Raw genomic sequence first — 23,498 nt, 5'->3', positions numbered from 1 at the left:
GTTCGGCGACGGTTCGGGCAGCGCTCTATTGCTTAGCGCAAACAGCTGCGGTCTTCCGCGACCTCCAGCCCGAGAAGCATCACTGGAAATCGAAGGCGCTCAGGCCCGTCGCCATCTCGTCCAGGCCCAGCGGACGGGTCACCGGCGGCTCGGCGCGGGCGAGGCAGCCGATGCGTTCGCACAGCCGGCAAGCGGGACCGACCGGCGTGGCGGCGCCCTGTCCGGCCTTTGCCGGCAGCCCGGCGCCATAGACGCTCTCGTCGCGAAAGCCGATATCGCAGCCCAACAGCAGCGCGGTGCGGCGCGGGCGCTCGGAGAACGAACCCTGCGGCCCCTCGAGCGTGCGTGCGATGCAGAGGAACTCGGCGCCGTCGGGCATTTCCACCGCCTCGACCAGGATCTGGCCAGGCGAAGCGAAAGCGGCATGGACCGGCAGTTTCGGGCAGCCGCCGCCAAAGCGGCTTTGCGGAAAGCCCTGGCCGCCGGCCTTGCGGAAGCGGTTGCCGGCATTGTCGACCTCGAGCATGAAGAACGGCACTCCGGACAAGCCAGGACGCTGCAGCATGGTCAGGCGGTTCGCCGCCTGTTCGAAGGAGACGCCGAAACGCGAGCGCAGCACATCGATGTCGTAACGAGCCCGCACGGCGGCGGCATGAAAGGCCTGATAGGGCATCATCAAGGCATGGGCGGCGTAGCGGCCGAACTCGAAGCGGGCGAGCCGGCGGGCTTCGTCCGTACCGAGCTTCAGCGCCTGAATTTCGCCGGCGATCGCGACCGTCATGCGGATCAGGCAGGCCTCCATGGCGACTTCGCGCAACTGGTCGAACGGCGACAGCCGCTCCGATAGAAAAAGACGCTGCGAATGACGGTCATAACGGCGGCGCCAGTTCGGCATGGTGGCGACCGGCAGAACCTTGACGACGATGCCATACTCGCGCTTCAGCCACGCCTTCAGCGCGCCGAACAGATCGTCGCCGGGGTCGAGCATCGAGGTGAAGGCCTCGGCCTCTTCCTCCAGTGCTGCAAAATGGTTCGGCCGGCGCTCGAAAATCTCGTGCACTTCGTCGATCGGCAGCCGCGCACCGGACAGCGCCGTGGCGCGGCCCTCGCGCGCCAGAAGCTCGTTGAGATCGGACAGCCGCTCGGCCTGCTCGCGGTAAGCGCGAAACAGTTTTATCATCGCAGCCGATGCGTTGGGGGCTGCCTCGGCCAGTTCGATCAGTTCCTGGTCGCCCGGCAGCTCACCGGCAAGCAGCGGGTCGCCGAACACTTCCTTCAAGGCCGAGATCGACCCTCTCGCCTCACCCTGCAATTCATGCGGGTCGACCTTGTAGACAGAGGCCAGCTTCAGGATCAGTTGCACCGTCAGCGGCCGTTGGTTGCGCTCGATCAGGTTGAGATAGGACGGCGAGATGCCGAGCCCCTCGGCCATCGCCGTCTGGGTCAGGCCTTTGGCGATGCGGATGCGGCGGATGCGCGGCCCGGCGAATATCTTCTGGTCGGCCATCGGCTTTCCGTGACAGGAATTTACACGACTTGCGAGCGATGAACGGCGCACCATCTTTTTACAATTATGACAGACTTACAGCGGCAAGCAGTCAAACACAACACAGGTTTTCTCTTATTTTCTACCGGAAATGGCGGTTTTCCTCGCTCTCGTCGCGGCGCAATGTAAATGATGTCACACACAGACGACGCACACCATCCCAGGGCGCGGCGTTTCAAGACACTGGCATCGATTGATCTGGAGTGACCAATGACTGATTTTTACAATCTTGTCCCATCCGCGCCCGAAGGCCGCTTCGACGGCATCGAACGAGCCTATTCGCCGGACGATGTGAAGCGGCTGCGCGGGTCGGTCCAGATACGCCAGAGTCTTGCCGAAATGGGCGCCAACCGGCTGTGGAAGCTCATCCACGAGGAAGACTTCGTCAATGCACTCGGCGCCATGTCGGGCAACCAGGCGATGCAGCAGGTGCGTGCCGGGCTGAAGGCAATCTATCTCTCGGGCTGGCAGGTCGCCGCCGACGCCAACACCGCGTCGGCCATGTATCCGGACCAGTCGCTCTATCCCGCCAATGCGGCGCCCGAACTGGTCAAGCGCATCAACCGCACGCTGCAGCGCGCCGATCAGATCGAGACCTCGGAAGGCAACGGCCTGTCGGTCGACACATGGTTCGCGCCGATCGTCGCCGATGCCGAGGCCGGCTTCGGCGGACCGCTCAACGCCTTCGAGATCATGAAGGCGTTCATCGAGGCGGGCGCTGCCGGCGTCCACTATGAGGACCAGCTGGCCTCTGAGAAGAAGTGCGGCCATCTCGGCGGCAAAGTGCTGATCCCGACCGCCGCGCATATCCGCAACCTCAACGCGGCGCGTCTGGCGGCCGACGTGATGGGCACGCCGACGCTAGTCGTGGCACGCACCGATGCGGAAGCGGCAAAGCTTCTGACCTCCGACATTGACGAGCGCGACCAGCCTTTCGTCGACTACGATGCCGGCCGCACGGTTGAAGGCTTCTACCAGGTCAGGAACGGCATCGAACCGTGCATCGCGCGCGCCATTGCCTATGCGCCGCATGCCGACCTGATCTGGTGCGAAACATCCAAGCCCGATCTGGCGCAGGCCAAGAAATTCGCCGAAGGCGTGCGCAGGCATCATCCGGGCAAGCTGCTCGCCTATAATTGCTCGCCGTCGTTCAACTGGAAGAAGAACCTCGACGACGCGACGATCGCCAAGTTCCAGCGCGAGCTCGGCGCCATGGGCTACAAGTTCCAGTTCATCACATTGGCCGGGTTCCACCAGCTCAATTTCGGCATGTTCGAGCTGGCCCGCGGCTACAAGGCGCGGCAGATGGCGGCCTATTCCGAGTTGCAGGAAGCCGAGTTCGCGGCCGAAGTCCACGGCTACACCGCGACCAAGCACCAGCGCGAGGTCGGCACCGGCTATTTCGACGCCGTGTCGATGGCAATCAGCGGCGGCCAGTCGTCGACCACCGCCATGCATGAATCGACCGAGCACGTCCAGTTCAAGCCGGCAGCGGAATGAACCGATCGACATAACCAACAGAGGAAACGCCCGAAGGGCAAGGGAGAAGAAAATGGCATCGATAAGCCGCGTCAAGGAACGTGCAGAAGAGCAGTCCACCACGATGAGTGTCGACCAACAGGCGACCATCCGCATGCTGGCCAACGACCTGCACCGGCTCAATCAATCGGTGATGAAGGCAGTGGAGGCCGGCGTCTCGGTGGAACTGGTGCGCTCGGCCCGGCATCATGGCGGCGACGGCAATTGGGGCGACCTGCTGATCCCGGTGATCGTCACGCAGAAGAGTCACGGCTGATCTTCCCTTACGGAAGCTTTGTGCTTGTGGAACCTATGGGCCCCGCCGCTCACTGGCCGATTTCAACGTCACCCGCGAGTTTTCAGCGCGGGTGACTTTCGCTTTTGAGCGTGAACTTAACTACAGTTCGAAAACAGAACTTGTCTCCGGGGTTTAATATTTCCGGCTATATTTCGCAGGTCCGTCATTTCAGCTTGACATGGCGGGCGATCTCACGCCATTTGGCTCTCGGATTTCAACCCTGCATTGAAGCAGCGCCGAGTGCCCGCCCCGCCCATGTGCCCTGTGAACCGCGAGACCGACACCGCCAAACATCTGAATTCGTCAAGCAGGGACGCGAACTCCGAGATATCAACGGATTTCTCCCACGTGCTGGTCGTTGGAAAATCGCCGATCAACCGGGTGGTGGTGTCGAAGATCGTCGAGAAGTCCGGACTGAAGCCGATCTCCGAGTCGCCCGAGATGGCGGCCAAGACATTGCGAACCCTCATTCCGGGCGCCGTCGTTCTCGATGGCGGCCCCGACAACGAGGACTGCCGCGCGCTGATGGCGGCCATCGACGCCTTGCGGCGGACATCTGGGCGGTCGCTCCCCAAGGTGATCCTGCTTTCAACCAAGACCGGCACGCCCGACAGCCTAGGTCTGTCGAGCGTGGTCGATGTGGTGGTAACCAAGCCGATCACCACCGAAAGGCTGCAGCCGGTGGTCGACCGGCTGATCAGTCTCGGGCGCGGCTGATCGCAATCCGCCCGAACGCGTGTGGGGCGGTCAGCCTTCCTTGCCGATGCTCTCGATCAAAGCCGGCAGTTCGCCAAGATCGACAAGCTGACGAAAACGCGGTGCCTCGACCGGCGGCTCGACGCGTTCGAGCACCCAGGTCAGCTCGTGCGGCACATACACACCCCAGCTGCCGGCCTCGATGGCCGGCACCACGTCCGACTTGAGCGAATTGCCGACCATCATGCTGGTCTGCGGGCTGCCGTGACGGCCAAAGATCCTGGCATAGGTGGCGGCGCTCTTGTCGCTGACGATCTCGACTGCATCGAACAGGTCGCCAAGGCCGGACGCCGCCAGCTTGCGTTCCTGGTCGAACAGATCGCCCTTGGTGATCAGCACCAGATGGTAGGCGCCGGCGAGCCTTTCCACGGTCTCACGCGCATGCGGCAAAGCCTCGACCGGATGTCCCAGCATGTCGCGGCCGGCGGCAAGGATTTCGGCGATGGTCGACCCCGGCACACGGCCCTCGGTCACTTCTATTGCCGTCTCGATCATCGACAAGGTAAAGCCCTTGATGCCGAAGCCGTAGACGGCAAGGTTGCGCTTCTCGGCCTCCAGCAGCCGTGCCGAAATGTGCTCGGCCTCGCCGTGGTCGGCGAGTAGGGTTGCAAAATGCTTCTCGGTCAGGCGGAAGAACTGTTCGTTCTGCCATAGGGTATCGTCGGCGTCGAAGCCGATGGTGGTCAATTTGCCAGGCATACGGTGTCTTCTGCTGCTCGATCTGCGGGAGGTTGACCCTAATCTGCGTGGCGCGATTTTCAACCAGGAAGCCGAAGACAGGCAGCTCCCCTTCCCTTCCATCACCGGCAACAGCTATACTGTGATAATTGCAACCCAAACTGGTGAATGATGCCGCCTGCGAAAAAGGAAGTCCGTCCGTCGACCCGCGGAGGACGCGTCCGAACGCCTGCCTTCGTGAAAAATCAACGCGGCGTGAAGAACTGGAAGGAAGTCAGCGCTTGGCTGGAATGGCGCGGCATCGAAGACATAGAATGCATCACGCCTGATCAGGCTGGCGTCGCGCGCGGCAAGATGATGCCGTCGAAGAAATTCACTTCCAACACCTCGCTGGCGCTGCCATCGGCAGTGTTCATGACGACGATTTCGGGCGGCTATCCCGAGGATGGCAACGGTTTCCACTATCCGGAGGATGATGGCGACCTGAAGCTGATGCCGGATCTGTCGACGTTGACCGTCGTGCCGTGGGAAGAAGACCCGACGGCCGCCGTCATCTGCGACCTCGTCCATCAGGATGGCCGTTCGGTCGAGTTCACGCCGCGCAACGTCCTGAAGCGCGTGGTAGCAGCCTACGACAAGCGCGGGCTGAAGCCGGTGGTGGCGCCCGAGATCGAATTCTACCTGGTGCGCAAGAACCCCGACCCGGATTACCCATTGACGCCACCAGTCGGGCGTTCCGGGCGGCCAATCGGCGGCGGAGCCGGCTATTCGATCGCCGGCGTCAACGAGTTCGACGAACTGATCGACGACATCTACCATTTCTCGGAAAGCCAGGGCCTGGAGATCGACACGCTGATCCACGAGGAAGGCGCCGGCCAGCTCGAGATCAATCTGCGTCACGGCGATCCGGTCGAGCTCGCCGACCAGGTGTTCATGTTCAAACGCACCATCCGCGAGGCAGCGCTGAAGCATGAGATCTATGCCACCTTCATGGCCAAGCCGATCCAGGGCCAGCCAGGTTCTGCCATGCACATCCACCAGTCGATCATCGACAAGAAGACCGGGCTGAATATCTTTTCGGCGAAGGACGGCTCGGAAACCGACGACTTCTTCCATTTCATCGGCGGCATGCAGAAGCATGTGCCGAACGCGCTGGTGATGTTTGCTCCCTACGTCAATTCCTACCGCCGGCTGACGCAGTCGGCCTCGGCGCCGGTCAACAACAAATGGGGCTATGACAACCGCACCACGGCGTTCCGCGTGCCGCGCTCGGATCCGGCGGCGCGGCGTGTCGAAAACCGCATCCCGTCTTCCGACGCCAACCCCTATCTGGCGCTGGCGGCCTCACTTGCCTGCGGGCTGATCGGCATCACCAACAAGATCAAGGCCGAGCCTCCGGTGCTGACCACCGCAAACGCCGATGAGATCGACCTGCCACGCGGCCTGCTCGAAGCCGTCGATCTTTTCGAAGGCGACGAGGAACTATGCGCTCTTCTGGGCAAGTCCTTCGCCGCAACCTATGCAGCGATCAAGCGGGCGGAGTTCGAGACCTTCATGGAAGTGATCAGCCCGTGGGAGCGGGAGTATCTGTTGCTCAACGTGTGAGCGGCGACTTCGTCGTGTGAATGGTGAATAGTGAATGGTGAGTAGTTTCATATTGGATGGATGAGCGCAGACGTCGTGCGTCTCGCAGCCATTCACCATTCACCATTCACCATTGGCTGGTGTCCCCATGCCTTACCAATCACCTATCTCCCCCGGTCGCTCCTGGTACGAAGACACAGCCGGACCACGCCCTGAGTACCCTGCCCTGGACGGCGACCGCAGCTGCGACGTCGTCGTCGTCGGCGGTGGCTTCACCGGGCTGTCGGCGGCCGCTCATTTGGCGAAGGCGGGAGCCGACGTCGTTCTGATCGAGGCGCATCGCTTCGGCGACGGCGCTTCAGGGCGCAATGGCGGCCAGCTCGGCACGGGCCAGCGCGCCTGGGCCGAAGAGATGGAGGCCGAATACGGCTTCTCCCGCGCCAAGGCGCTGTTCGACCTTGCCGAGGAGGCGAAAGCGCACCTGCTCGAATTCGCCGCCGTCAACCAGATCGACATCGACTATATGCCCGGCCAGTTGTCCGTGGCGCACAAGCCGCGTTATCTCGACGACTACAAGGCGCATGCCGAGATCATGGCGGGCCGCTTCAATTATCCGCACATGGCCTTCATGGATGCCAGGGAAACGGCCGAACGGCTGGGCTCCACACGCTACTTCGGCGGCACCCGCGACACCGGCACCGGACACATCCACCCGATGAAGCTGGTGATCGGCACGGCAAAGGTCGCGGCAGCGGCCGGCGCGCACCTGTTCGAGCAGACACTATCGACCGGTGTTACCTCCAGCGGCGGCAAGGTCAGGGTGACGACTTCGAGAGGAACCATCACCGCCCAGAAATGCCTGATCGGTGTAAATGCCTATGGCGGCACGCTCGAGCCGGTGAGTGCCGCGCACATCATGCCCATCGGTTCCTTCATCGGCGCGACGGTGCCGCTGGGCGTCGATTCGAAAGTGCTGCCGGGCGGCGAGGCGGTCGACGATTCGCGTTTCGTCGTGCGTTATTTCCGCAAATCCAGGGATGGAAGGCTGCTGTTCGGCGGGCGCGAGGTCTATGGCGTCAACGATCCGAAGGACATCCATGTCCATATCCGCCGGCAGATAGCCGAGCTTTATCCGGAACTGAGCGATGTCGAGATCACCCATGGCTGGGGCGGCTATGTCGGCATCACCATGCCCAGGAAACCGTTCGTGCGCGAGGTGATGCCCAATGTGATCTCGGCCGGAGGCTATTCCGGCCACGGCGTGATGCTGTCGAACTTCTTCGGCAAGCTCTATGCCCAGACCGTCGCCGGCAACCGCGACAGACTGAAGCTGATCGAGGACCTGAACATCCCGGCTTTTCCCGGCGGCCGGCGATTTAGAACGCCATTATTGTTCTTGGCACTGAACTGGTTTGCCCTGAGGGATCGAATATAGAGAAAGTATCTCATATCGGCCGTGGCTGGTACTGAGCTGATTCTATTGAGCTGTTGGTTGCCGCAGCGAGACGTTGCAGAATCCTTAACAAGAGCGCACAATTCCCCTGAGGGCGCACTGATGCCACAATCAAGGGCAAAGGATGCCGGTTCTGGGCGATTGAACGGGGATTTCTGCGGGCCTGCCCGCTTTGTTGTTGGGACCGATGCCGATCGAATGCCGGGCTGCCGGCGCCGATCGAAAGAACACCGGCTCATCTTTTGGAGGTGGCAAGAGTGAACGAGCCCTTCAGTTTCGGCGCGCCGGAACGTCGGCGCTTCGCCATGCAATTCGGCTATGACATGCGGCCCTCCTTCTGGCAGGGGGTGCGCACGAATTCGCATCTGGTGATCGCCGCGGTCGGCACCGCAGCGCTGCTTGGCGTGGCGGGCATAGCGCTTTGGCTGGCGTTGCCGGCCAGCGACCGGCAAGCGATCGCCAGCACACAGCAGAACGTTCCGACTTTTCCGGTCAAGACGACCAAGATTGCCCCGGTCGCGGCCACGGCTGCCGCGGTAGCGGCGCCACAAGCCGCGCGCAAGGGCGATGCGGTTTCATCGACGGTCGCTGCCGGTGGGGCTGCCATGCCGCCGCTGTCGGCGAACGATCCGCGCTGGACTGCGGCGCAATCCAACAGCGACCCTGCCGCGACGCCATCCGATCAGGCGCCTGCCGAGCAGGCTGCCGCCAGACCGTCTGATGCCGCGGCATTCGAAGAACCGGCGGCGCAGAGCGACGCCACGACGCAGCTGTCAAAGGTCGCTGCTCCCGCCAATGACGACGACGCCGAGACCGCCGCCATACCGACGCCAAAACCGCAACTTCCAAACGAGCAATCTTCCGCCGCAACGGACGATACCCAGGCCAAGGCCAAGCCACAGAAGGTGGCTGCTGCCGCCGGCACCGGACGCATCCTCAGGGCGGTGACAATGCGCAGCGGTCCGCAGAAAAACGCCGCCGCCATGGGGACCGTGCCTGCCAAGTCGTCGGTGCAGGTGATGAGTTGCAAGAAATGGTGCCAGATCGTCTACAACGGCAAGCGCGGCTGGATCTACAAGAGCTACATCAAGACCGGGGATTGAGACGCAAGCCGCCAGATCTGGTCAGCCGCCGAGCAACCACCTGAAACGGTGTCTCCTGCGAGCAAGTTTGCGCTTCGCCAGGAAATCCCGCTGTTCCTCGAACGGCACCTCGTAGAGGCCGCACATTTGGCAGCTTTCCGACTTGCGGCATATCGGGACCCAGCATTTGACGTCGTGTGTCCAGGCGAGCGCGATCCTTTCCAGATGAAGGTTGGACGAACTTTTCAGCAGAATCAGTTCTCCTGGGACTGCCGTCCGTTTGATATGATCCGAAACTTCCTTGGCAGTGCGAAGCTCAATGAAACGGCCGCTGTCGCGGTCGGCCTGGCTGGCGCGCGAGCGATGCGCATTGTCGCCGGTATAAATGACCTCATCGGCGATTTCGCGCGCGATGTTGTAGGCGGCGCCGTATTTCCTCGACGAGCCGGCGTAGTCGGATATCTGCCCCAGCACAATGCGCTTGCGAGCACCCTTGGCCTTTGCAATCATCTCCAGAGCAATGTTGAGCGAATGCCAGGGCGCTTTGGCCGTATCGACCAGGAATTTCGGGCCCGCGGATACCTCTTGCACCGTAGAGCGGTTGGGCAGTGGTGCAAACGATGCCGTTCTCGCTACGACTTGCTCTGGCGGGACGCCAAGTTCCAAGGCGGCGGCAACAGCCGCTGCAGTCGGCAGCCAGAATTGCTCGCCGGGAAAAGGCGCTTGAATATTCAGGCTGCCACCGCGCCAATGAAGGGTGAACCGCAGCAATTCCGGATACGCGGCATACACGTCACTCACGCGGTAGTCTGCCTCGCCGGACTGGCCGAAGGTCGCAATCCGGCATTTCGCGCCAGACGCCATGCCGATCACCAGTGGGTCATCGCAATTGAGAACCGCAAGTCCATCAGGTTGGAGTGCCCCGACCAGCGCCCGCTTCTCTCCCGCCACAGCTTCCAGAGTCTTGAACTTGCCGAAATGCTCCAGACGGATCATCGTAACCACCGCCACACTCGGCTTCAGCATCTGCGCCATGGCGCTGATCGTGCCGAAGTCGGAAGCGCCGGCTTCGAAAACGACGTAATCGACTTTGCCGGCCTTCCTCAGGCGCTTGTAAAGCGTTCGGATGAGCGCAGGCATTGTATTGGCCTGGGCCTGTAGATGCACCTTGCCTTGGGCGGCCAGTATGTGTGCAAGCAGGCTGGTGGATGTGGATTTGCCGGAGCTGCCGGTAATGCCGATGAACGTCGCCTTGTTACGCGCCCGCACCCAGCGCGCCTGCAGCCGTCGCAGCGCCCAGCCCAAGTCCTTGCGAATTTTCAGCAATTCCAGTTTCACACCCCGCCAGCTTTTAGCCCAGCCTAATATGCGTCGTGCCAAGTTCCAGAGTCAAACGGGCGCTGGCGTGCTTCAGCCAAAGATTCTAGCGGCCGAGGAGCCGCAGCAGTCTGTGCTTGCGGCGCTTCGATTTTCTCTGCGCCACAAACTCACGGTGCTGCTCAAACGGCACTTCATAGAGGCCGCATTGCTCGCATCCCTCGGTCTTGCCGCATACCGAAACCCAGCACTGGACGTCGTGGGTCCAGGCAAGAGCGACACGCTCGAGGTGCAGATTGGACGAGCTCTTGAGCAGGATCAACTCGTCAGGCTGCGCGGTTTGGGCGATGTAGTCCGACACTTCCCTGGCCGTGCGCAATTCGATGAAGCGGCCGCTGTCGCGATCTGCCTGGTTCGCCTTGGAGCGATGGGCATGATCGCCGGCATAAATCACCTGGTCTGCAATCTCGCGCGCGCTGCTGTAAGCTTGGGCATATCTGTTATTCGAGCCGGAAAAATCCGATAGCTGGCCAAGAACGATACGTTTTCGCCCAAATGTCGATCCGGCTACCATGTCGAAGGCAAGGCTCAGCGAATGCCAGGGCGCCTTTGCGGCATCCACGATGAAGTGGGGGCCGCCCGCGGGGACGAGCACCTGGCCGCGATTTTCCAGAGGCTGGAACGTCGCGGTTCTGTCCTTGACCATCTGCGCAGGCACGCCCAGTTCAAGAGCGGTTGCAACCGCCGCTGACGTCGGCAGCCAGAAATGCTGGCCGGGGAACGACGTCTCGATATCGAGCACACCGCCGCGCCAGTGGAGCGAGAACCGCAACGGCTTGGGATAGGCTGCCTCGATATCGCTGACGCGATAATCCGCCTGCCCCGATGTGCCGAATGTGACGGAACGGCAATAGCTCGCCGAGGCCATGCCCATCACAAGAGGGTCATCGGCATTGAGCATCGCGAAGCCGCCCGGCTCCAGCGCCGCGACTAGGGCGCTCTTTTCTCGAGCGACGTTTTCCACAGTCTTGAAACTGGCCCGATGCTCCAGCCGGACCATTGTGACAACAGCCACGTCGGGGCGAAGCAACTCGGCCATGGGCTTCATTGTATCCGGGCCGAATGCAGCAGCCTCGAAGACGACGTAGTCGGTTTTGCCGCCCTTTCCCATTCGCCTGGATAGGGTCGAGACCAACAGTTTCATAGTGTTGGCCAGAACCTGTGTGTGGACCGAACCGTGGCCAGCCAGGATGTGTCCAAGCAGGCTTCCCGCCGTCGTCTTGCCGGAGCTTCCGGTAACGCCGATGAAAATTGCCTTGCTTCGCGCCCGCGCACGCGTGGCCAGGTAAAGCCGCAGCCGCCATCCCAGATCATAGCGACTTTTCTGCTGCCTGATCTTCATCACCCGCCAACACTATCCACGATCCCGTTATGCCTTTCGGGTGATCGAGAAGTCAAACTGGGGTCCGGCGTGACGACGTCAACTGTTCGTTCCTCGGCCGGCCGGCGCACCGATGCGAACTTTTGCCGACGTTGCTCTGTCTGCCGTGCATTGCGAACAGCGAGGTACTTCCCGAATTGCTCAAATGCAGCGGCCGCCGTCGACCTCCAGCGCCACGCCGGTGATGAAGGCGGCTTCGTCCGACGCAAGCCAAAGCGCAGCGTTGGCGATATCGAGCGGCGTCGACAGACGGCCGAGCGGTATCGAGGCACGGAATTTCTCGCGGATCTCGGGCGTGTCAGTGCCCATGAATTTCTCCAGCATGCCGGTCTCGCCGGCGACCGGGCAAAGGCAGTTCACGCGGATGTTCTTGGGCGCGAGTTCGACCGCCATCGACTTGGTCGCGGTGATCGCCCAGCCCTTCGAGGCATTGTACCAGGTGAGCCCCGGACGCGGCCGCAGACCGGCGGTCGAAGCCGTGGTCAGGATGACGCCGCCGCCCTGCCGCTCCATGATCGGCACCACGGCAAGTGCGGCGTGGTAGATCGCCTTCATGTTGACTGAAGTGATCAGGTCGAAGGTCGCCTCGTCGACGTCGAGCATGTCTCCATTGCGATGGGTGTAGCCGGCATTGTTGACCATGATATCGATGCGGCCGAAGGCGCTTTTTGCGGCATAGACCATCTCGTCGAATTCGGAACGCTGCGAAACGTCGGTCTGGGTCCAGATCGCGGCCTGGCCGATCTCTGCTGCAACGCGCTCCGCGCCCTTGGCGTTGAGGTCGGCGACGACGACCTTGGCGCCCTCTTCGGCAAAGCGCCTGGCCATGCCTTCGCCGAAACCTGACGCAGCACCCGTGATGACGGCAACCTTGTTTTCCAGACGCATGCTTTTTCCGCTCATTGAAGACCCACCTCGCAAATGCATTTTTCCTTTTTGTTTGATGCGTGTCTGTCTCCCAGAACCGCTTCGCACTTCTGGGCGACACGCATTAGCTTTCGTCACATTCCCGCTTTATGTTGCAGGCGCGAAAGCCCCGGGACCATCGCTTGACGAAAAGCCTCCGGGTGGCAGCCAGTGTCAAGGCACATTTGGAGCGAATCAATATGCAGTGATTTGGCCTTGATGTGACACCATGGCACTGGATAGTTTAAATCGATTAGATTATATCCTGCCGCGTCACAGCGAGCGGCGTCAAAGCGGACAGACCATGACCAGCCAGATCATTCCCGTCGATCCTTTCGACTTCATCATTTTCGGCGGCACCGGCGACCTGTCGGAACGCAAGCTGCTTCCCTCGCTCTACCACCGCCAGCGCGACCACCAGTTTTCCGAGCCGACCCGCATCATCGGCACCTCGCGCTCGAAAATGAGCGACGAGGAATTCCAGGCTTTCGCCAAGCAGGCGATCTCCCAGCATGTGAAGCCGGCCGACATCGACGCCGAGGAACTCAAGACATTTCTTGCCCGGCTGTCCTACGTATCGGCCGACGCGACGACTGGTGCCGGCTTCGACAAGCTGAAAAAGGCGATCGGCGAAAGCGACCGCATCCGCGCTTTCTATCTGGCGGTGGCGCCGGCGCTGTTCGGCGACATCTCGCACCAGCTGAAAGCCCACAATCTCATCACGCCGAATTCACGCATCGTGCTGGAGAAGCCGATCGGCCGCGACCTCGATTCGGCGCGCAAGCTCAACGACGTGGTTGGAGACGACTTCCACGAAAGCCAGATCTTCCGCATCGACCACTATCTCGGAAAGGAGACGGTGCAGAACCTGATGGCGCTGCGCTTTGCCAACGCGCTCTATGAGCCGCTTTGGAATTCTGCCCATATCGACCATGTGCAGATCACGGTGGCCGAGACCGTCGGTCTTGAAGACCGCGTCACCTACTACGACAAGGCCGGCGCGCTGCGCGACATGGTGCAGAACCACATGCTGCAGCTGCTCTGCCTGGTTGCCATGGAGGCGCCATCGTCGATGGATGCCGATGCCGTGCGCGACGAGAAGCTGAAGGTGCTGCGGGCGCTGAAGCGCATCAACGGCAATGAGGCACCCAAGCACACCGTGCGCGGGCAGTACCGCGCCGGCGCCTCTGCAGGCGGCGCGGTGAAAGGCTATGTCGAGGAACTCGGCAAAGACAGCTCCACCGAGACCTTCGTCGCCATCAAGGCCGAGATCGGCAATTGGCGCTGGGCCGGCGTGCCGTTCTATCTCCGGACCGGCAAAAGGCTGGCGACCCGCGTTTCGGAAATCGTCATCGAGTTCAAGCCGATCCCGCATTCGATCTTCGGCGACAGCGCCGGGCCGATCTCAGCCAACCAACTGGTGATCCGGCTGCAGCCCGACGAAGGCGTCAAGCAGTTCATCATGATCAAGGATCCAGGCCCCGGCGGCATGCGGCTGCGCCAGATTCCGCTCGACATGAGCTTTGCAACATCTTTCGACGGTCGCGCGCCGGACGCCTATGAACGGCTGATCATGGATGTTATCCGCGGCAACCAGACGCTGTTCATGCGCCGCGACGAGGTCGAGGCGGCATGGAAGTGGATCGACCCGATCCAGAACGCCTGGGAAAGCGCCAGGCAGGAGGCGCAAGGCTATACGGCAGGCACATGGGGTCCCTCGGCCTCGATTGCGCTGATCGAACGCGACGGGCGGACATGGCACGAAAGCAATTGAGCGAGCCCGCCTACAACTGGAACGGCTTTGCCGGGCGCCAGGACCTGGCGGCAGCCCTTGCCGGCAATGTCGCGGCGCGCCTGACCAAAGCCATCGACGAGCGCGGCACGGCCCTGCTTGCCGTTTCCGGCGGCACCACGCCGGCAAAGTTCTTTGCAGCACTTTCGGCCATTCCGATCGCCTGGAACAAGGTGACGGTGACGCTGGTCGACGAACGGTTCGTGCCGGCCTCCTCGCCGCGCTCGAATGCGGGGCTGGTCGCGGCCAACCTGCTGCAGAACAAGGCGGCTGCCGCGCACTTCGTGCCGCTCTACCATGAGGCGGCAAGCATCGAGACCGCCGCGGCGGCCGAAGATGCGGCGCTGAAGGCTCTGCCCTGGCCCCTCGATGTCGTCGTGCTCGGCATGGGCGGCGACGGCCACACCGCCTCGTTCTTTCCCGACGCCGAGAATCTCGGCGATTTGCTCGACCCGGCCTCATCAAGGATCGTGCTGCCGGTTCACGCGGCAAGCGCCGGCGAACCCCGGTTGACGCTGCCGCTGGCGCGGATCGTCGACGCCGGCTTCATCGCGCTGCATATAGAAGGCGAGGACAAGCGCACCGCCTTCGACGGTGCGATGGGACCGGGTGCGAAAAAGCCCATCCGCAAAGTGCTCGAAGCGGCACCCATCCCGGTAGAGGTGTTCTGGGCACCCTGATTTCACGCAAAGCAGTCCCGGCAGACGGTGGAGGACGTTCTTCCGGGGCTCGAAAGGACCGACCATGACAGCCAGACGCGACATCGAAGCCATCACGGAACGCATCCGCCAACGCTCGAAAGCCGGCCGCGAGCGCTATCTCGGCCGCATCGCCGAGGCCTCCAGCCGCACCGCCAACCGGGGCGTCCTGTCTTGCGGCAACCTCGCGCATGGCTTTGCCGTCTGCAGCCCGTCTGAAAAGCTGGCGCTCGGCGCCGACAAGGTGCCGAACCTCGGCATCATCACCTCCTACAATGACATGCTGTCGGCGCATCAGCCGTTCGAGACGTTTCCGGCGCTGATCAAGGATGCCGCGCGCGAAGTCGGCGGCATCGCGCAGGTGGCCGGCGGCGTGCCGGCCATGTGCGATGGCGTGACCCAGGGACAGCCCGGCATGGAGCTCTCGCTGTTTTCGCGCGACGTGATCGCCATGTCCGCGGCGATCGGCCTGTCGCACAACATGTTCGACGCCGCCGTCTATCTCGGCGTCTGCGACAAGATCGTACCGGGGCTTGTGATCGCGGCTCTCACCTTCGGCCATCTGCCGGCGGTGTTCGTGCCGGCCGGGCCGATGACGACGGGCCTGCCCAATGACGAGAAGGCCAAGGTTCGCCAGCTCTATGCCGAGGGCAAGGCCGGACGCGCAGAACTGCTCGAAGCGGAGTCTAAATCCTATCACGGGCCGGGCACCTGCACCTTCTATGGCACCGCCAATTCCAACCAGATGCTGATGGAGATCATGGGCCTGCATACGCCCGGCGCGTCCTTCGTCAATCCAGGCACGCCGCTGCGCGACGCGCTGACGCGCGAGGCGACCAGGCGAGCCCTGGCGATCACCGCGCTCGGCAACGCCTACACGCCGGTAGGCCGCATGATCGACGAGCGCTCTTTCGTCAATGGCGTCGCCGGCCTGCACGCCACCGGCGGCTCTACCAACCACACCATCCACCTCATCGCCATGGCCGCGGCGGCCGGCATCACGCTGACCTGGCAGGACATTTCCGACCTGTCGGAAGCGGTGCCGCTTCTCGCGCGCGTCTATCCGAACGGGCTTGCCGACGTGAACCATTTCCACGCCGCCGGCGGGCTCGGCTTCCTGATCCGCGAATTGCTCGACGAAGGCATCCTGCATGAGGATGTGCAGACGGTATGGGGCGAAGGCCTGAGGCCCTATGCGGTCGAGGCCCGGCTCGGCGAAGATGGCGGCGTCGTGCGTGAAGCCTCGCCGCTGCAGAGCGGCGACGAGAAGGTGCTGGCGCCGTTCAAGAAAGCCTTCCAGCCGACCGGCGGCCTGAAGGTGCTCGCCGGCAATCTCGGCCACGCCGTCATCAAGACGTCCGCCGTGAAGCCGGAACGCCGCGTCATCGAGGCGCCGGCCAAGGTGTTCGACAGCCAGCAGGGACTGAACGAAGCCTTCAAGGCCGGCACGCTGACCGGCGACTTCATCGCCGTCATCCGCTTCCAGGGCCCGAAGGCAAACGGCATGCCGGAACTGCACAAGCTGACCACCGTGCTCGGCATCCTGCAGGATCGTGGCCAGCGCGTCGCGCTGGTCACGGACGGGCGCATGTCTGGCGCTTCCGGCAAGGTGCCGGCGGCGATCCACGTAACGCCGGAAGCGGTCGAGGAAGGGCCGATCGCCAGGATCCATGACGGCGACATCATCCGGCTCGACGCCGATGCCGGCACGCTGGAAGTGCTGGTGCCGGGACCCGAGCTCGCGCTGCGCCGCACGGCCGACATCGATCTCATCGGCAACGAGTTCGGCTTCGGCCGCGAGCTGTTCGCCGGTTTCCGCCAGCTAGTCGGCCGCGCCGACCATGGCGCCAGTGCTTTCGGCACGGCTTGAACCATCATTCCCTGCCATAGAGAAAAGGGCGGCTCAAGGCCGCCCTTTTTCATGAGGAGTGGAACGCCAAATTACGGCTGAACCGTAATCTCGCTCCGTTCGCCGGCCTTGACCGTCACCGGCATTTCCTTGTCATGGCCTTGATCGGACATGTGGCGGACGACGACGTAGTCGCCGGCCGCAATGGTCTGTTGCCAGGTGTCGCCATAGCTCAGGCCGAGCGCCTTGCGGTTGCCCTGGATATCCTTCTTCGACGACAGCACCTCGATCGAATAGGCGCCTGGCGCCGACATCACCAGCACGCCGGCATCGAGCGTCACCTTGACGTCCTTGACGTCGCCAACCTTGACGCTGAAAGGCTGCTCGACGGTTGCGAGCTCAAGCGAGGTGACCGCGACATAGTCGTCCGGCGGCAGCCAGAATTTGCTGTCGGGCCCATAGGAGTGGGCGACATCGTCACGCGAGCCGTCGATCTTTTTCTTGGCCTTGACGATCTGGACGCTGATGCCCGAGGAGTCGGCCTTGTCACCACCTGCAGTGTAGTAGGCGTTGACGGCGGCATGGCCGACGCCGACGACTATGTCTTTTTCCACAGTCTGCCCGGCGGCGAGCTGGATGTTCTCGGTCACCGAGCCGCTGCCGATCGCAACCGTCACCTTCTGCTCACCAGCCGGCACGATGATCCTGGTGTCGCCATAGTGGGTGGTGCTGCCGCCCGGGAAGGCGAAGTCGACATGGGCTTCGTCACTGATCTCGGCGCCCTGGCTTGGCTTCGGATGGATGAGCATGGTGCCGGCGTTCAAGGTGAAGAGCGGCTTGTAGACCTGGCCCGCCTCGATCTTGACCTTCTGTTCCGCCCGAGCTTCGTCGGCGCGCGCGACGACGACATAGTCGCCCGGCTCGAGATTGGCCTCGTAGTTGTTGTACTGGGTGGTGACGGCCTCGCCGCGCGTGCCATCGGCCTTGGCCTTGTAGACCTCCCAGGCATTGCCGTCGGTGATCGGATCGCCGCCATCCGCCATGACCACGCTTGGGACGAAATTGAATTCGGGCTTTGCCGGTTCGGGGGCTGGAGCTGGGGCTGGCGCCGGTGCGGGTTCAGGTGCCGGCGCGGCGACGGTTTCGATCAGTGCTTCCTGCAGCGCCTTCTCGTCCGAGGCCTGGATATATTTGCCGCCGGTGTTGTCGGCGAGACAGGCGATCTGCTTGCCCTCGTCAGCGGTCAGGCCGAAGCCGACGACGTCGACGGTGAAATCGACGCCTGAGGCCTCCAGTTCCTTGCCCAGCGCGCACGGGTCACCTTCGCAGGTTTCAAGCCCATCGGTGATGAGGACCACGGTCGCCTTGTCCTCGGTGTATTTCAGGGCTTCGGCCGCCTGCTTGACGGCTGCGGTCAGCGGCGTCTTGCCGAGGAATTTCAGGCTGTCGGCAGCGGCCGAAATGGCGCTAGCCGAGCCGGCTTGCGGCGGCACGATCAGCTCGATGTCGTCGCAGCTGCCCTTTTCGCGGTGGCCATAGGCCATTAAGCCGATCTCGTCGTCGCCCGGGACCGACTGCAGTACGGTCCTCAGCGATTCGCGCGCGATCTCGAGCTTCGGCTTGCCGTCGATCTGGGCCCACATCGAGCCTGAAGCGTCAAGAATGATGATGACCTTGTTGGCGGCAAAGCCGAGCGAAGTCATCGACAAAAGGAGCAGCGCCGCAGCGACGCTCCGCAAAAGTCCCGCCATGGAAATCTCCTTGAGGCCGCCCTCTTATATGCGGCGGCAAGCTATTTGACGCCGCGTCCGGGCACAAGCCCCGGAGCGGGTCACGAACGGTTGCCGTGTAACAGGATCGGCGCCGGCCGAGGCCTGTTCCGAGGCCGGCTCAGCACCGCGTCAGTACGTGGTGCGGCGCTCTTCGGAAGGCGGACGGCCGAACTGCAGCCGATAGCTCTGCGCGAAATAGGAGTGCGAGGTAAAGCCGGTGGCAATGGCCACGTCGAGGATCGGCATGTTGGTCTGGCGCAGCAGTTCGCGCGCCCGCTCAAGCCTGAGCCGCATGTAGTAACGACCGGGCGTGACGCTCAAATGGCGCAGGAACAAGCGCTCGACCTGGCGCACCGACAGGCCCGCCGATTTGGCAAGCTGCACGGCTGATAGCGGCTCGTCGAGATGGTCGGCCATCAGTTCGACGATGCGCCTTAGCTTCTCCGACTTGCCGGTCAGGTCGCGCTCCGGCCCGACGCGCTGGCGGTCGCCGGCGGAGCGGATGCGCTCATGCTGGAACTGGTTGGCAACGCCGTTGGCGAGGTTCGAGCCGAAGTCGCCACGCACGATCTCCAGCATCAGGTCGATCGAGGTGGTGCCGCCGGCGCAGGTGTAGCGCTTGCGGTCGATCTCGAAGACGTTGCCGGTGCAATTGATGTCGGGAAAGCGCTCGACGAAGCCGGCGCGGTTTTCCCAATGGATGGTGCAGCGATAGCCTTCGAGCTGACCGGCTTCGGCCAGGAGGTAAGAGCCCACCGACAGCGCGCCGAGCGCATTACCGCGCCGGCCCCAGCTGCGCAGCGCCGCCAGCACCTTGCTCTTGCCGGGGAACTCGACCGACAGGCCCACCGACACGAACAGGATATCGACCGGCGGCAAATCGGCGACGGCATAGTCGATCTTGAGCGGCAGGCCATTGGAGGCCATGACGGGATCGCCGTCGGCCGAGACCGTGGTCCAACCATAGAAATCGCGGCCGAGCAGGCGGTTGGCCGAGCGGAAGGTATCGATCGCCGCTGCCAACGAAAACATCGAAAACTTGTCGACCAGCAAGAACGCGAATTGCCGGCCCCCTTGAACGGGATCATCCGGCCGTTCAGAGGGTATAGTAAGGTTCGGCAAAGAAGCTGCTTTCTGGGTCAGAAGGAAGGCCGCTTCAAGCCGGCCGCAAGGTAGGCTGAGGCTAACGTATTGGCCATCAGCATGGCAATGGTCATCGGTCCGACACCGCCGGGCACGGGGGTGATGGCGCCGGCGGCCTTGGCCGCTTCGGCATAGGCTACATCGCCCACGAGGCGGGTTTTGCCTTCGCCCTTCTCGGGTGCGGCAATGCGGTTGATCCCGACATCGATCACGGTGGCGCCCGGCTTGACCCAGTCGCCCTTGATCATTTCGGGCCGGCCGACGGCGGCAATCAGAATGTCGGCTGTGCGGGCCAGCGCCGGCAGATCCTTGGTGCGGCTGTGGGCGATGGTGACGGTGCAGTTGGCGGCAAGCAACAGATTTGCCATCGGCTTGCCGACGATGTTGGAGCGGCCGACGACGACCGCGTTGAGGCCGGAAAGATCCTTGCCGCGCACGCGTTCGATCAAAAGCATGGAGCCGGCCGGCGTGCAGGGCACGAAGGCTGTTTCGAGTTCGCCGGTGCCGAGCTTGCCGACATTGATGAAATGAAAGCCGTCGACATCCTTTTGCGGTGCGATGGCCTGGATGATCTTGCCGGCATCGATATGGGCGGGAAGCGGCAGCTGCACCAGAATGCCGTTGATGGCCGGATCGGCGTTGAGTTCGCCGATGATCTTCAGCAGTGCCGCTTCGGACGTGTCGGCCGGCAGTGTGTGCTGCAGCGAATGAAAGCCGCATTCCTTGGCGGTGCGCGACTTCGACGCGACATAGACCTGGCTTGCCGGATCCTCGCCGACGATGACCACCGCTAAGCCGGGCTGGGCCTTTCCCTTGGCGACCAGGTCCTCGGTCAAGGCCTTGACCTTCTGAACCACGTCTGCGGCGACGATCTTTCCGTCAATCACTTCGGCCATGAACCATCCTCGACATCATTCCAGCCAAGGCGCGGCGCGTGCCTTGAACGTTGCTTGTGCATGTCGTTGTTCCAAACGTTCCGCCCATTCGGGTAAAGCCCGACGGCAGCGCTTTTTGGGCGCCATGCTGCGCGGCATTGTCACGAAATTTGGCCTAAGCAATCCCGTCAAAGCGCCGTCACATGCCGTAAACTCGAAACCGGCAGCTTTTATTCTGTGCTGACGGGCTCAGAGCGACTCATCCTTTCACGGAAAGGCTGAACCGCTCTATTTCTTGTTTTGACGCAATTCCCAAGGGAAAGCGCGCTACGCGCTTTTCCCGGGAAAACCGTTTCACACTTTTCCTGGAATTGCTCAGAAATAGCGGCGGTGCGAACGGCTTTCGGTGAGTTCGCGCACCGCTTCGCGAAATTCGCGCAGGCTGGCGCGGATATCGTCGATTTGCGCCTGCTGGTCTTCCGGCGCCGCCCCAGCGGGCTGCGGAGAAGACCACGGCCCGGACGCCGCGGGCATCGGCTGAGCCTGCGAATAGGCATAGTCAGCCGGCTGACGAGGCTGCGCGTAGCCAGGCTGCTGCGCAGGGGAATTGGCGTGCGGAACCTCGTTCCGGAAGTCCGGCTGGCCATAGCCCACAGGCTCCTGCACCGGCCTTGTATATTCGGCGGCTGGTTGGGCGCGGTAGGTCTCGACGGGTTCGCCTGACGTCCCGCTACCCGGCGCGGCTTTGCGCATCGCCGAGAACAGTCCGTCGAACAGACCTGGGCTCCGGGCGGGAGCGGCCGCGGTCGGCAACACCGGAGGTGCTGCCGGTGGCGGCGCCACAGGCAGCGGCGCGCGATAGACCTTGTCCTCGACCGGAGGGCGGCGCTCGTCCATTCTGCCGCGCGAACGCGAATTGGCAGCGCCGCGCAGGCTGGCAAAGGCGCCGCGCATGGCGCCGACACCGATGCCCGAAGCAAGCCCGAGCAGCAGGCCGGCCATCGCTATTACAGCCCGCGACGGTCCGTTGGGTTCGAGCGGCGGTTGCGCGGGGGTCATCAGATTGATGTTGGTGGTGTTTATGTTTTGCTGTTCGCCGGTCTCCTTGGCGCGCAGCAGGTACTGTTCGTAGACGGAGCGTTTGGCCGTGGCATCACGCTCCAGTTCGCGCAGGCTGACCAGATCGCTGTTGACGTCGCCGCTCTGGACCTTTGCCTGAGCCAGGCGGGAAGCGAGATCCTGCTCAAGCTGGACCGAGCGCTTCAAGTCGACCTGCAGCGACGAGGCGATGCGGCGCAGTTCGCCTGCGATGCGCTCGCGCGAGCCGTCGAGCTGGGCACTGAGCGCCTGGTATTCGGGATGACGCGGTCCCAGACGCACGGCGGCGCGGTCGGCCTCCTGCTTCAAAGCTGCATATTGCGCGCGCAGTTCGCTCATCGTGTTGGAATTGATTTCTTCCGGCAAGGTGCCGTTGATGACCGAATTGACGTCCAGCGAACGCGCCGACGCCGCCCGGGCATTGAGTTCCAGCGTGCGGGCCCGGGTGACTGAGAGCTGCTCGTTGAGCTTCAGCATCTGGTCGTCGCTGATCAGATGGCCCTGCGCGTCAACGAGATCATGCGTGGCCCTGAAATCCTCGACCTTGCGCTCCGCCGTCTCGACATTCTTGCGCAGGTCATCGAGCTTGGCCGTCAGCTGGTCCGTCGCGCGCCCGGCCATCCCGAACTGGTATTGGGCCGCCTCCTGCTGGAAAACGTCCCTGGTCCTATTGGCTATCTCCGCCGATTTGTCGGCGCTTTGAGTGGTGGCGCTGATGGAAACGACAAAGCTCTTGCCGCTGCGCTCAACCGACAGGCTCTTGGCCAGATTGCCGACCGCCAGCGCCTGGCGGCGCACTTCACCGCCGCCGCCAAGGCCATCCTGGCGCGACAGTATCGAGCGAATGAGTGACAGGACGCCAAGGCCGCCAGAGCCCTGTCCGTTGAACTCCGGATCGTCGACGAGATTGAGATCGGCCACGACCTTGTCGAGGACCCTGCCGGATGTCACCATCTTGATGCGGGTTTCGACAACAGCCAGCGCCGCATCGGGCTGCCCGACCGGTTGGGTGAGATCGTTGTCGGAAAGCTTCAGGTCGCCTGGCTCGATGACCATCTGTGTGGTGGCTTCGTATTTCTTCGGTGTCGAAACGGCGACGGCGACGCCGAGCACTGTGCCCAATATCGTCGTCGAGACGATCAGCAACTTGGAACGAGTAATGCCGCGGACGACCTGGAGCGGATCGATCAGCGGCTTCCATTCCTGCCCGTCATCGTCGTCGCGGTCCGGTTGCTGCTCGTGGAAAGAGCGGGGCTCATAGGCCGCGTGGGAGCGAGGCTCCTGACGCCGGCCGGAAACAGGCTCCTCACGCGCGCTGGCGGCCGAAACGGGTTCGCCGTCGGCCTGGAACTGCGGCGGCTCGGGCGGTGACGTTGGCGCCGGATTCGACCGCGCCTCGCGTTGCGAGCGGGCTATGCGGTGACGCGTGGCGGCATCCTCGCGCCATGACGGATCGGCCCGGTCACCGATGGAGACCGCCGACGCATCCGCCGCCTCATCGCCGCGCACGGCTTTGCCGAGCGCCAGGAGGGAGCGCTCGCGCCTCCAGTCTTCACGGTTTTCCCTGTCGACCATTGTCTCGAAACTTTACCTTCGACGGCGCGGGAGCGGCGGTCGGCCAATCGTTAAGTCACGCTAAACAGGCATGGGAAACAAAAGGTTAATTTCCGAAGTCTGCAAGTGAAAGTTTCC

General features: G+C 63.0%; 18 protein-coding genes. 9 read left to right on the top strand and 9 right to left on the bottom strand.

Going from position 1 to position 23,498, the window contains the following annotated elements; genetic code table 11:
• Positions 1-79: 79 nt before the first annotated feature.
• Entirely contained in the window at positions 80-1,507 is a 1,428-nt protein-coding gene (locus NKK52_RS00370; RefSeq protein WP_023681875.1) for a helix-turn-helix domain-containing protein, read from the bottom strand.
• Positions 1,508-1,756: 249 nt separating this feature from the next.
• Here NKK52_RS00370 and aceA point away from each other — a divergent pair, with 249 nt between their 5' ends.
• The 3 genes from aceA to NKK52_RS00355 all read left to right on the top strand — a co-directional run bounded on the left by aceA (position 1,757) and on the right by NKK52_RS00355 (position 4,079).
• Positions 1,757-3,046, top strand: coding sequence for an isocitrate lyase (gene aceA, locus NKK52_RS00365; RefSeq protein WP_023681876.1), 1,290 nt, complete (start codon positions 1,757-1,759; stop codon positions 3,044-3,046).
• A 52-nt stretch (positions 3,047-3,098) separates the two neighbouring features.
• Positions 3,099-3,341, top strand: a complete 243-nt coding sequence (locus NKK52_RS00360; protein WP_023669318.1) for an SMc00767 family acetate metabolism repressor — start codon at positions 3,099-3,101, stop codon at positions 3,339-3,341.
• Positions 3,342-3,617: 276 nt separating this feature from the next.
• Complete coding sequence (locus tag NKK52_RS00355; protein WP_023669317.1) at positions 3,618-4,079, top strand: response regulator; 462 nt, start codon at positions 3,618-3,620, stop codon at positions 4,077-4,079.
• A gap of 30 nt (positions 4,080-4,109) precedes the next feature.
• Here the strand turns inward: NKK52_RS00355 and NKK52_RS00350 are convergent, their stop codons facing one another.
• Positions 4,110-4,817 carry an HAD family hydrolase gene (locus NKK52_RS00350; protein ID WP_023681877.1) on the bottom strand — a complete coding sequence of 236 codons (708 nt, stop codon included), beginning with the start codon at positions 4,815-4,817 and terminating at the stop codon, positions 4,110-4,112.
• A 147-nt stretch (positions 4,818-4,964) separates the two neighbouring features.
• On the opposite strand from NKK52_RS00350, the gene NKK52_RS00345 reads away from it, so the two are divergent.
• From NKK52_RS00345 to NKK52_RS00335, 3 genes are all read left to right on the top strand, one after another.
• A complete protein-coding gene (locus tag NKK52_RS00345; RefSeq protein ID WP_023681878.1) occupies positions 4,965-6,401 on the top strand; it encodes a glutamine synthetase family protein in 1,437 nt (478 codons plus the stop codon).
• Positions 6,402-6,528: 127 nt separating this feature from the next.
• Positions 6,529-7,815 carry an NAD(P)/FAD-dependent oxidoreductase gene (locus tag NKK52_RS00340; protein WP_023681879.1) on the top strand — a complete coding sequence of 429 codons (1,287 nt, stop codon included), beginning with the start codon at positions 6,529-6,531 and terminating at the stop codon, positions 7,813-7,815.
• 275 nt (positions 7,816-8,090) lie between these two features.
• On the top strand, positions 8,091-8,936 hold the full coding sequence (locus NKK52_RS00335; RefSeq protein WP_023681880.1) for an SH3 domain-containing protein: 846 nt from the start codon (positions 8,091-8,093) through the stop codon (positions 8,934-8,936).
• A 21-nt stretch (positions 8,937-8,957) separates the two neighbouring features.
• Here the strand turns inward: NKK52_RS00335 and NKK52_RS00330 are convergent, their stop codons facing one another.
• The 3 genes from NKK52_RS00330 to NKK52_RS00320 all read right to left on the bottom strand — a co-directional run bounded on the left by NKK52_RS00330 (position 8,958) and on the right by NKK52_RS00320 (position 12,561).
• The gene (locus NKK52_RS00330) at positions 8,958-10,253 is read right to left on the bottom strand and encodes a Mur ligase family protein (RefSeq protein WP_023681881.1); all 1,296 of its coding nucleotides are present in this window, start codon (positions 10,251-10,253) and stop codon (positions 8,958-8,960) included.
• An 85-nt stretch (positions 10,254-10,338) separates the two neighbouring features.
• The gene (locus NKK52_RS00325; protein ID WP_023681882.1) at positions 10,339-11,634 is read right to left on the bottom strand and encodes a Mur ligase family protein; all 1,296 of its coding nucleotides are present in this window, start codon (positions 11,632-11,634) and stop codon (positions 10,339-10,341) included.
• 180 nt (positions 11,635-11,814) lie between these two features.
• The gene (locus NKK52_RS00320) at positions 11,815-12,561 is read right to left on the bottom strand and encodes an SDR family oxidoreductase (RefSeq protein WP_027049416.1); all 747 of its coding nucleotides are present in this window, start codon (positions 12,559-12,561) and stop codon (positions 11,815-11,817) included.
• A 322-nt stretch (positions 12,562-12,883) separates the two neighbouring features.
• Between NKK52_RS00320 and zwf the strand changes: the two genes are divergently transcribed.
• The 3 genes from zwf (at position 12,884) to edd (ending at position 16,939) form a co-directional block, all read left to right on the top strand.
• On the top strand, positions 12,884-14,353 hold the full coding sequence (gene zwf, locus NKK52_RS00315; protein ID WP_023681884.1) for a glucose-6-phosphate dehydrogenase: 1,470 nt from the start codon (positions 12,884-12,886) through the stop codon (positions 14,351-14,353).
• Positions 14,335-15,051 (top strand): 6-phosphogluconolactonase, encoded by a 717-nt coding sequence (gene pgl, locus NKK52_RS00310; protein WP_023681885.1) that lies wholly within the window; start codon positions 14,335-14,337, stop codon positions 15,049-15,051. The genes zwf and pgl overlap by 19 nt, the downstream gene beginning before the upstream one ends.
• Before the next feature lie 64 nt (positions 15,052-15,115).
• A complete protein-coding gene (gene edd, locus NKK52_RS00305; protein ID WP_023681886.1) occupies positions 15,116-16,939 on the top strand; it encodes a phosphogluconate dehydratase in 1,824 nt (607 codons plus the stop codon).
• Between the two features lie 71 nt (positions 16,940-17,010).
• Here the strand turns inward: edd and NKK52_RS00300 are convergent, their stop codons facing one another.
• From NKK52_RS00300 to NKK52_RS00285, 4 genes are all read right to left on the bottom strand, one after another.
• On the bottom strand, positions 17,011-18,669 hold the full coding sequence (locus tag NKK52_RS00300) for a vWA domain-containing protein (protein WP_023681887.1): 1,659 nt from the start codon (positions 18,667-18,669) through the stop codon (positions 17,011-17,013).
• A 150-nt stretch (positions 18,670-18,819) separates the two neighbouring features.
• Positions 18,820-19,812: a GlxA family transcriptional regulator gene (locus tag NKK52_RS00295; protein WP_032905230.1), complete on the bottom strand. Its 993-nt coding sequence runs from the start codon at positions 19,810-19,812 to the stop codon at positions 18,820-18,822.
• Between the two features lie 17 nt (positions 19,813-19,829).
• Entirely contained in the window at positions 19,830-20,729 is a 900-nt protein-coding gene (folD, locus tag NKK52_RS00290) for a bifunctional methylenetetrahydrofolate dehydrogenase/methenyltetrahydrofolate cyclohydrolase FolD (RefSeq protein ID WP_023681888.1), read from the bottom strand.
• A gap of 354 nt (positions 20,730-21,083) precedes the next feature.
• Complete coding sequence (locus NKK52_RS00285; protein WP_023681889.1) at positions 21,084-23,381, bottom strand: GumC family protein; 2,298 nt, start codon at positions 23,379-23,381, stop codon at positions 21,084-21,086.
• Between the last annotated feature and the right edge of the window lie 117 nt (positions 23,382-23,498).

The organism is Mesorhizobium sp. C277A (assembly GCF_040324395.1).
Taxonomy (GTDB): Bacteria; Pseudomonadota; Alphaproteobacteria; order Rhizobiales; family Rhizobiaceae; genus Mesorhizobium.
The sequence above is the reverse complement of the archived record's forward strand: the minus strand, read 5'-3'. Positions and strand labels throughout refer to the sequence as shown.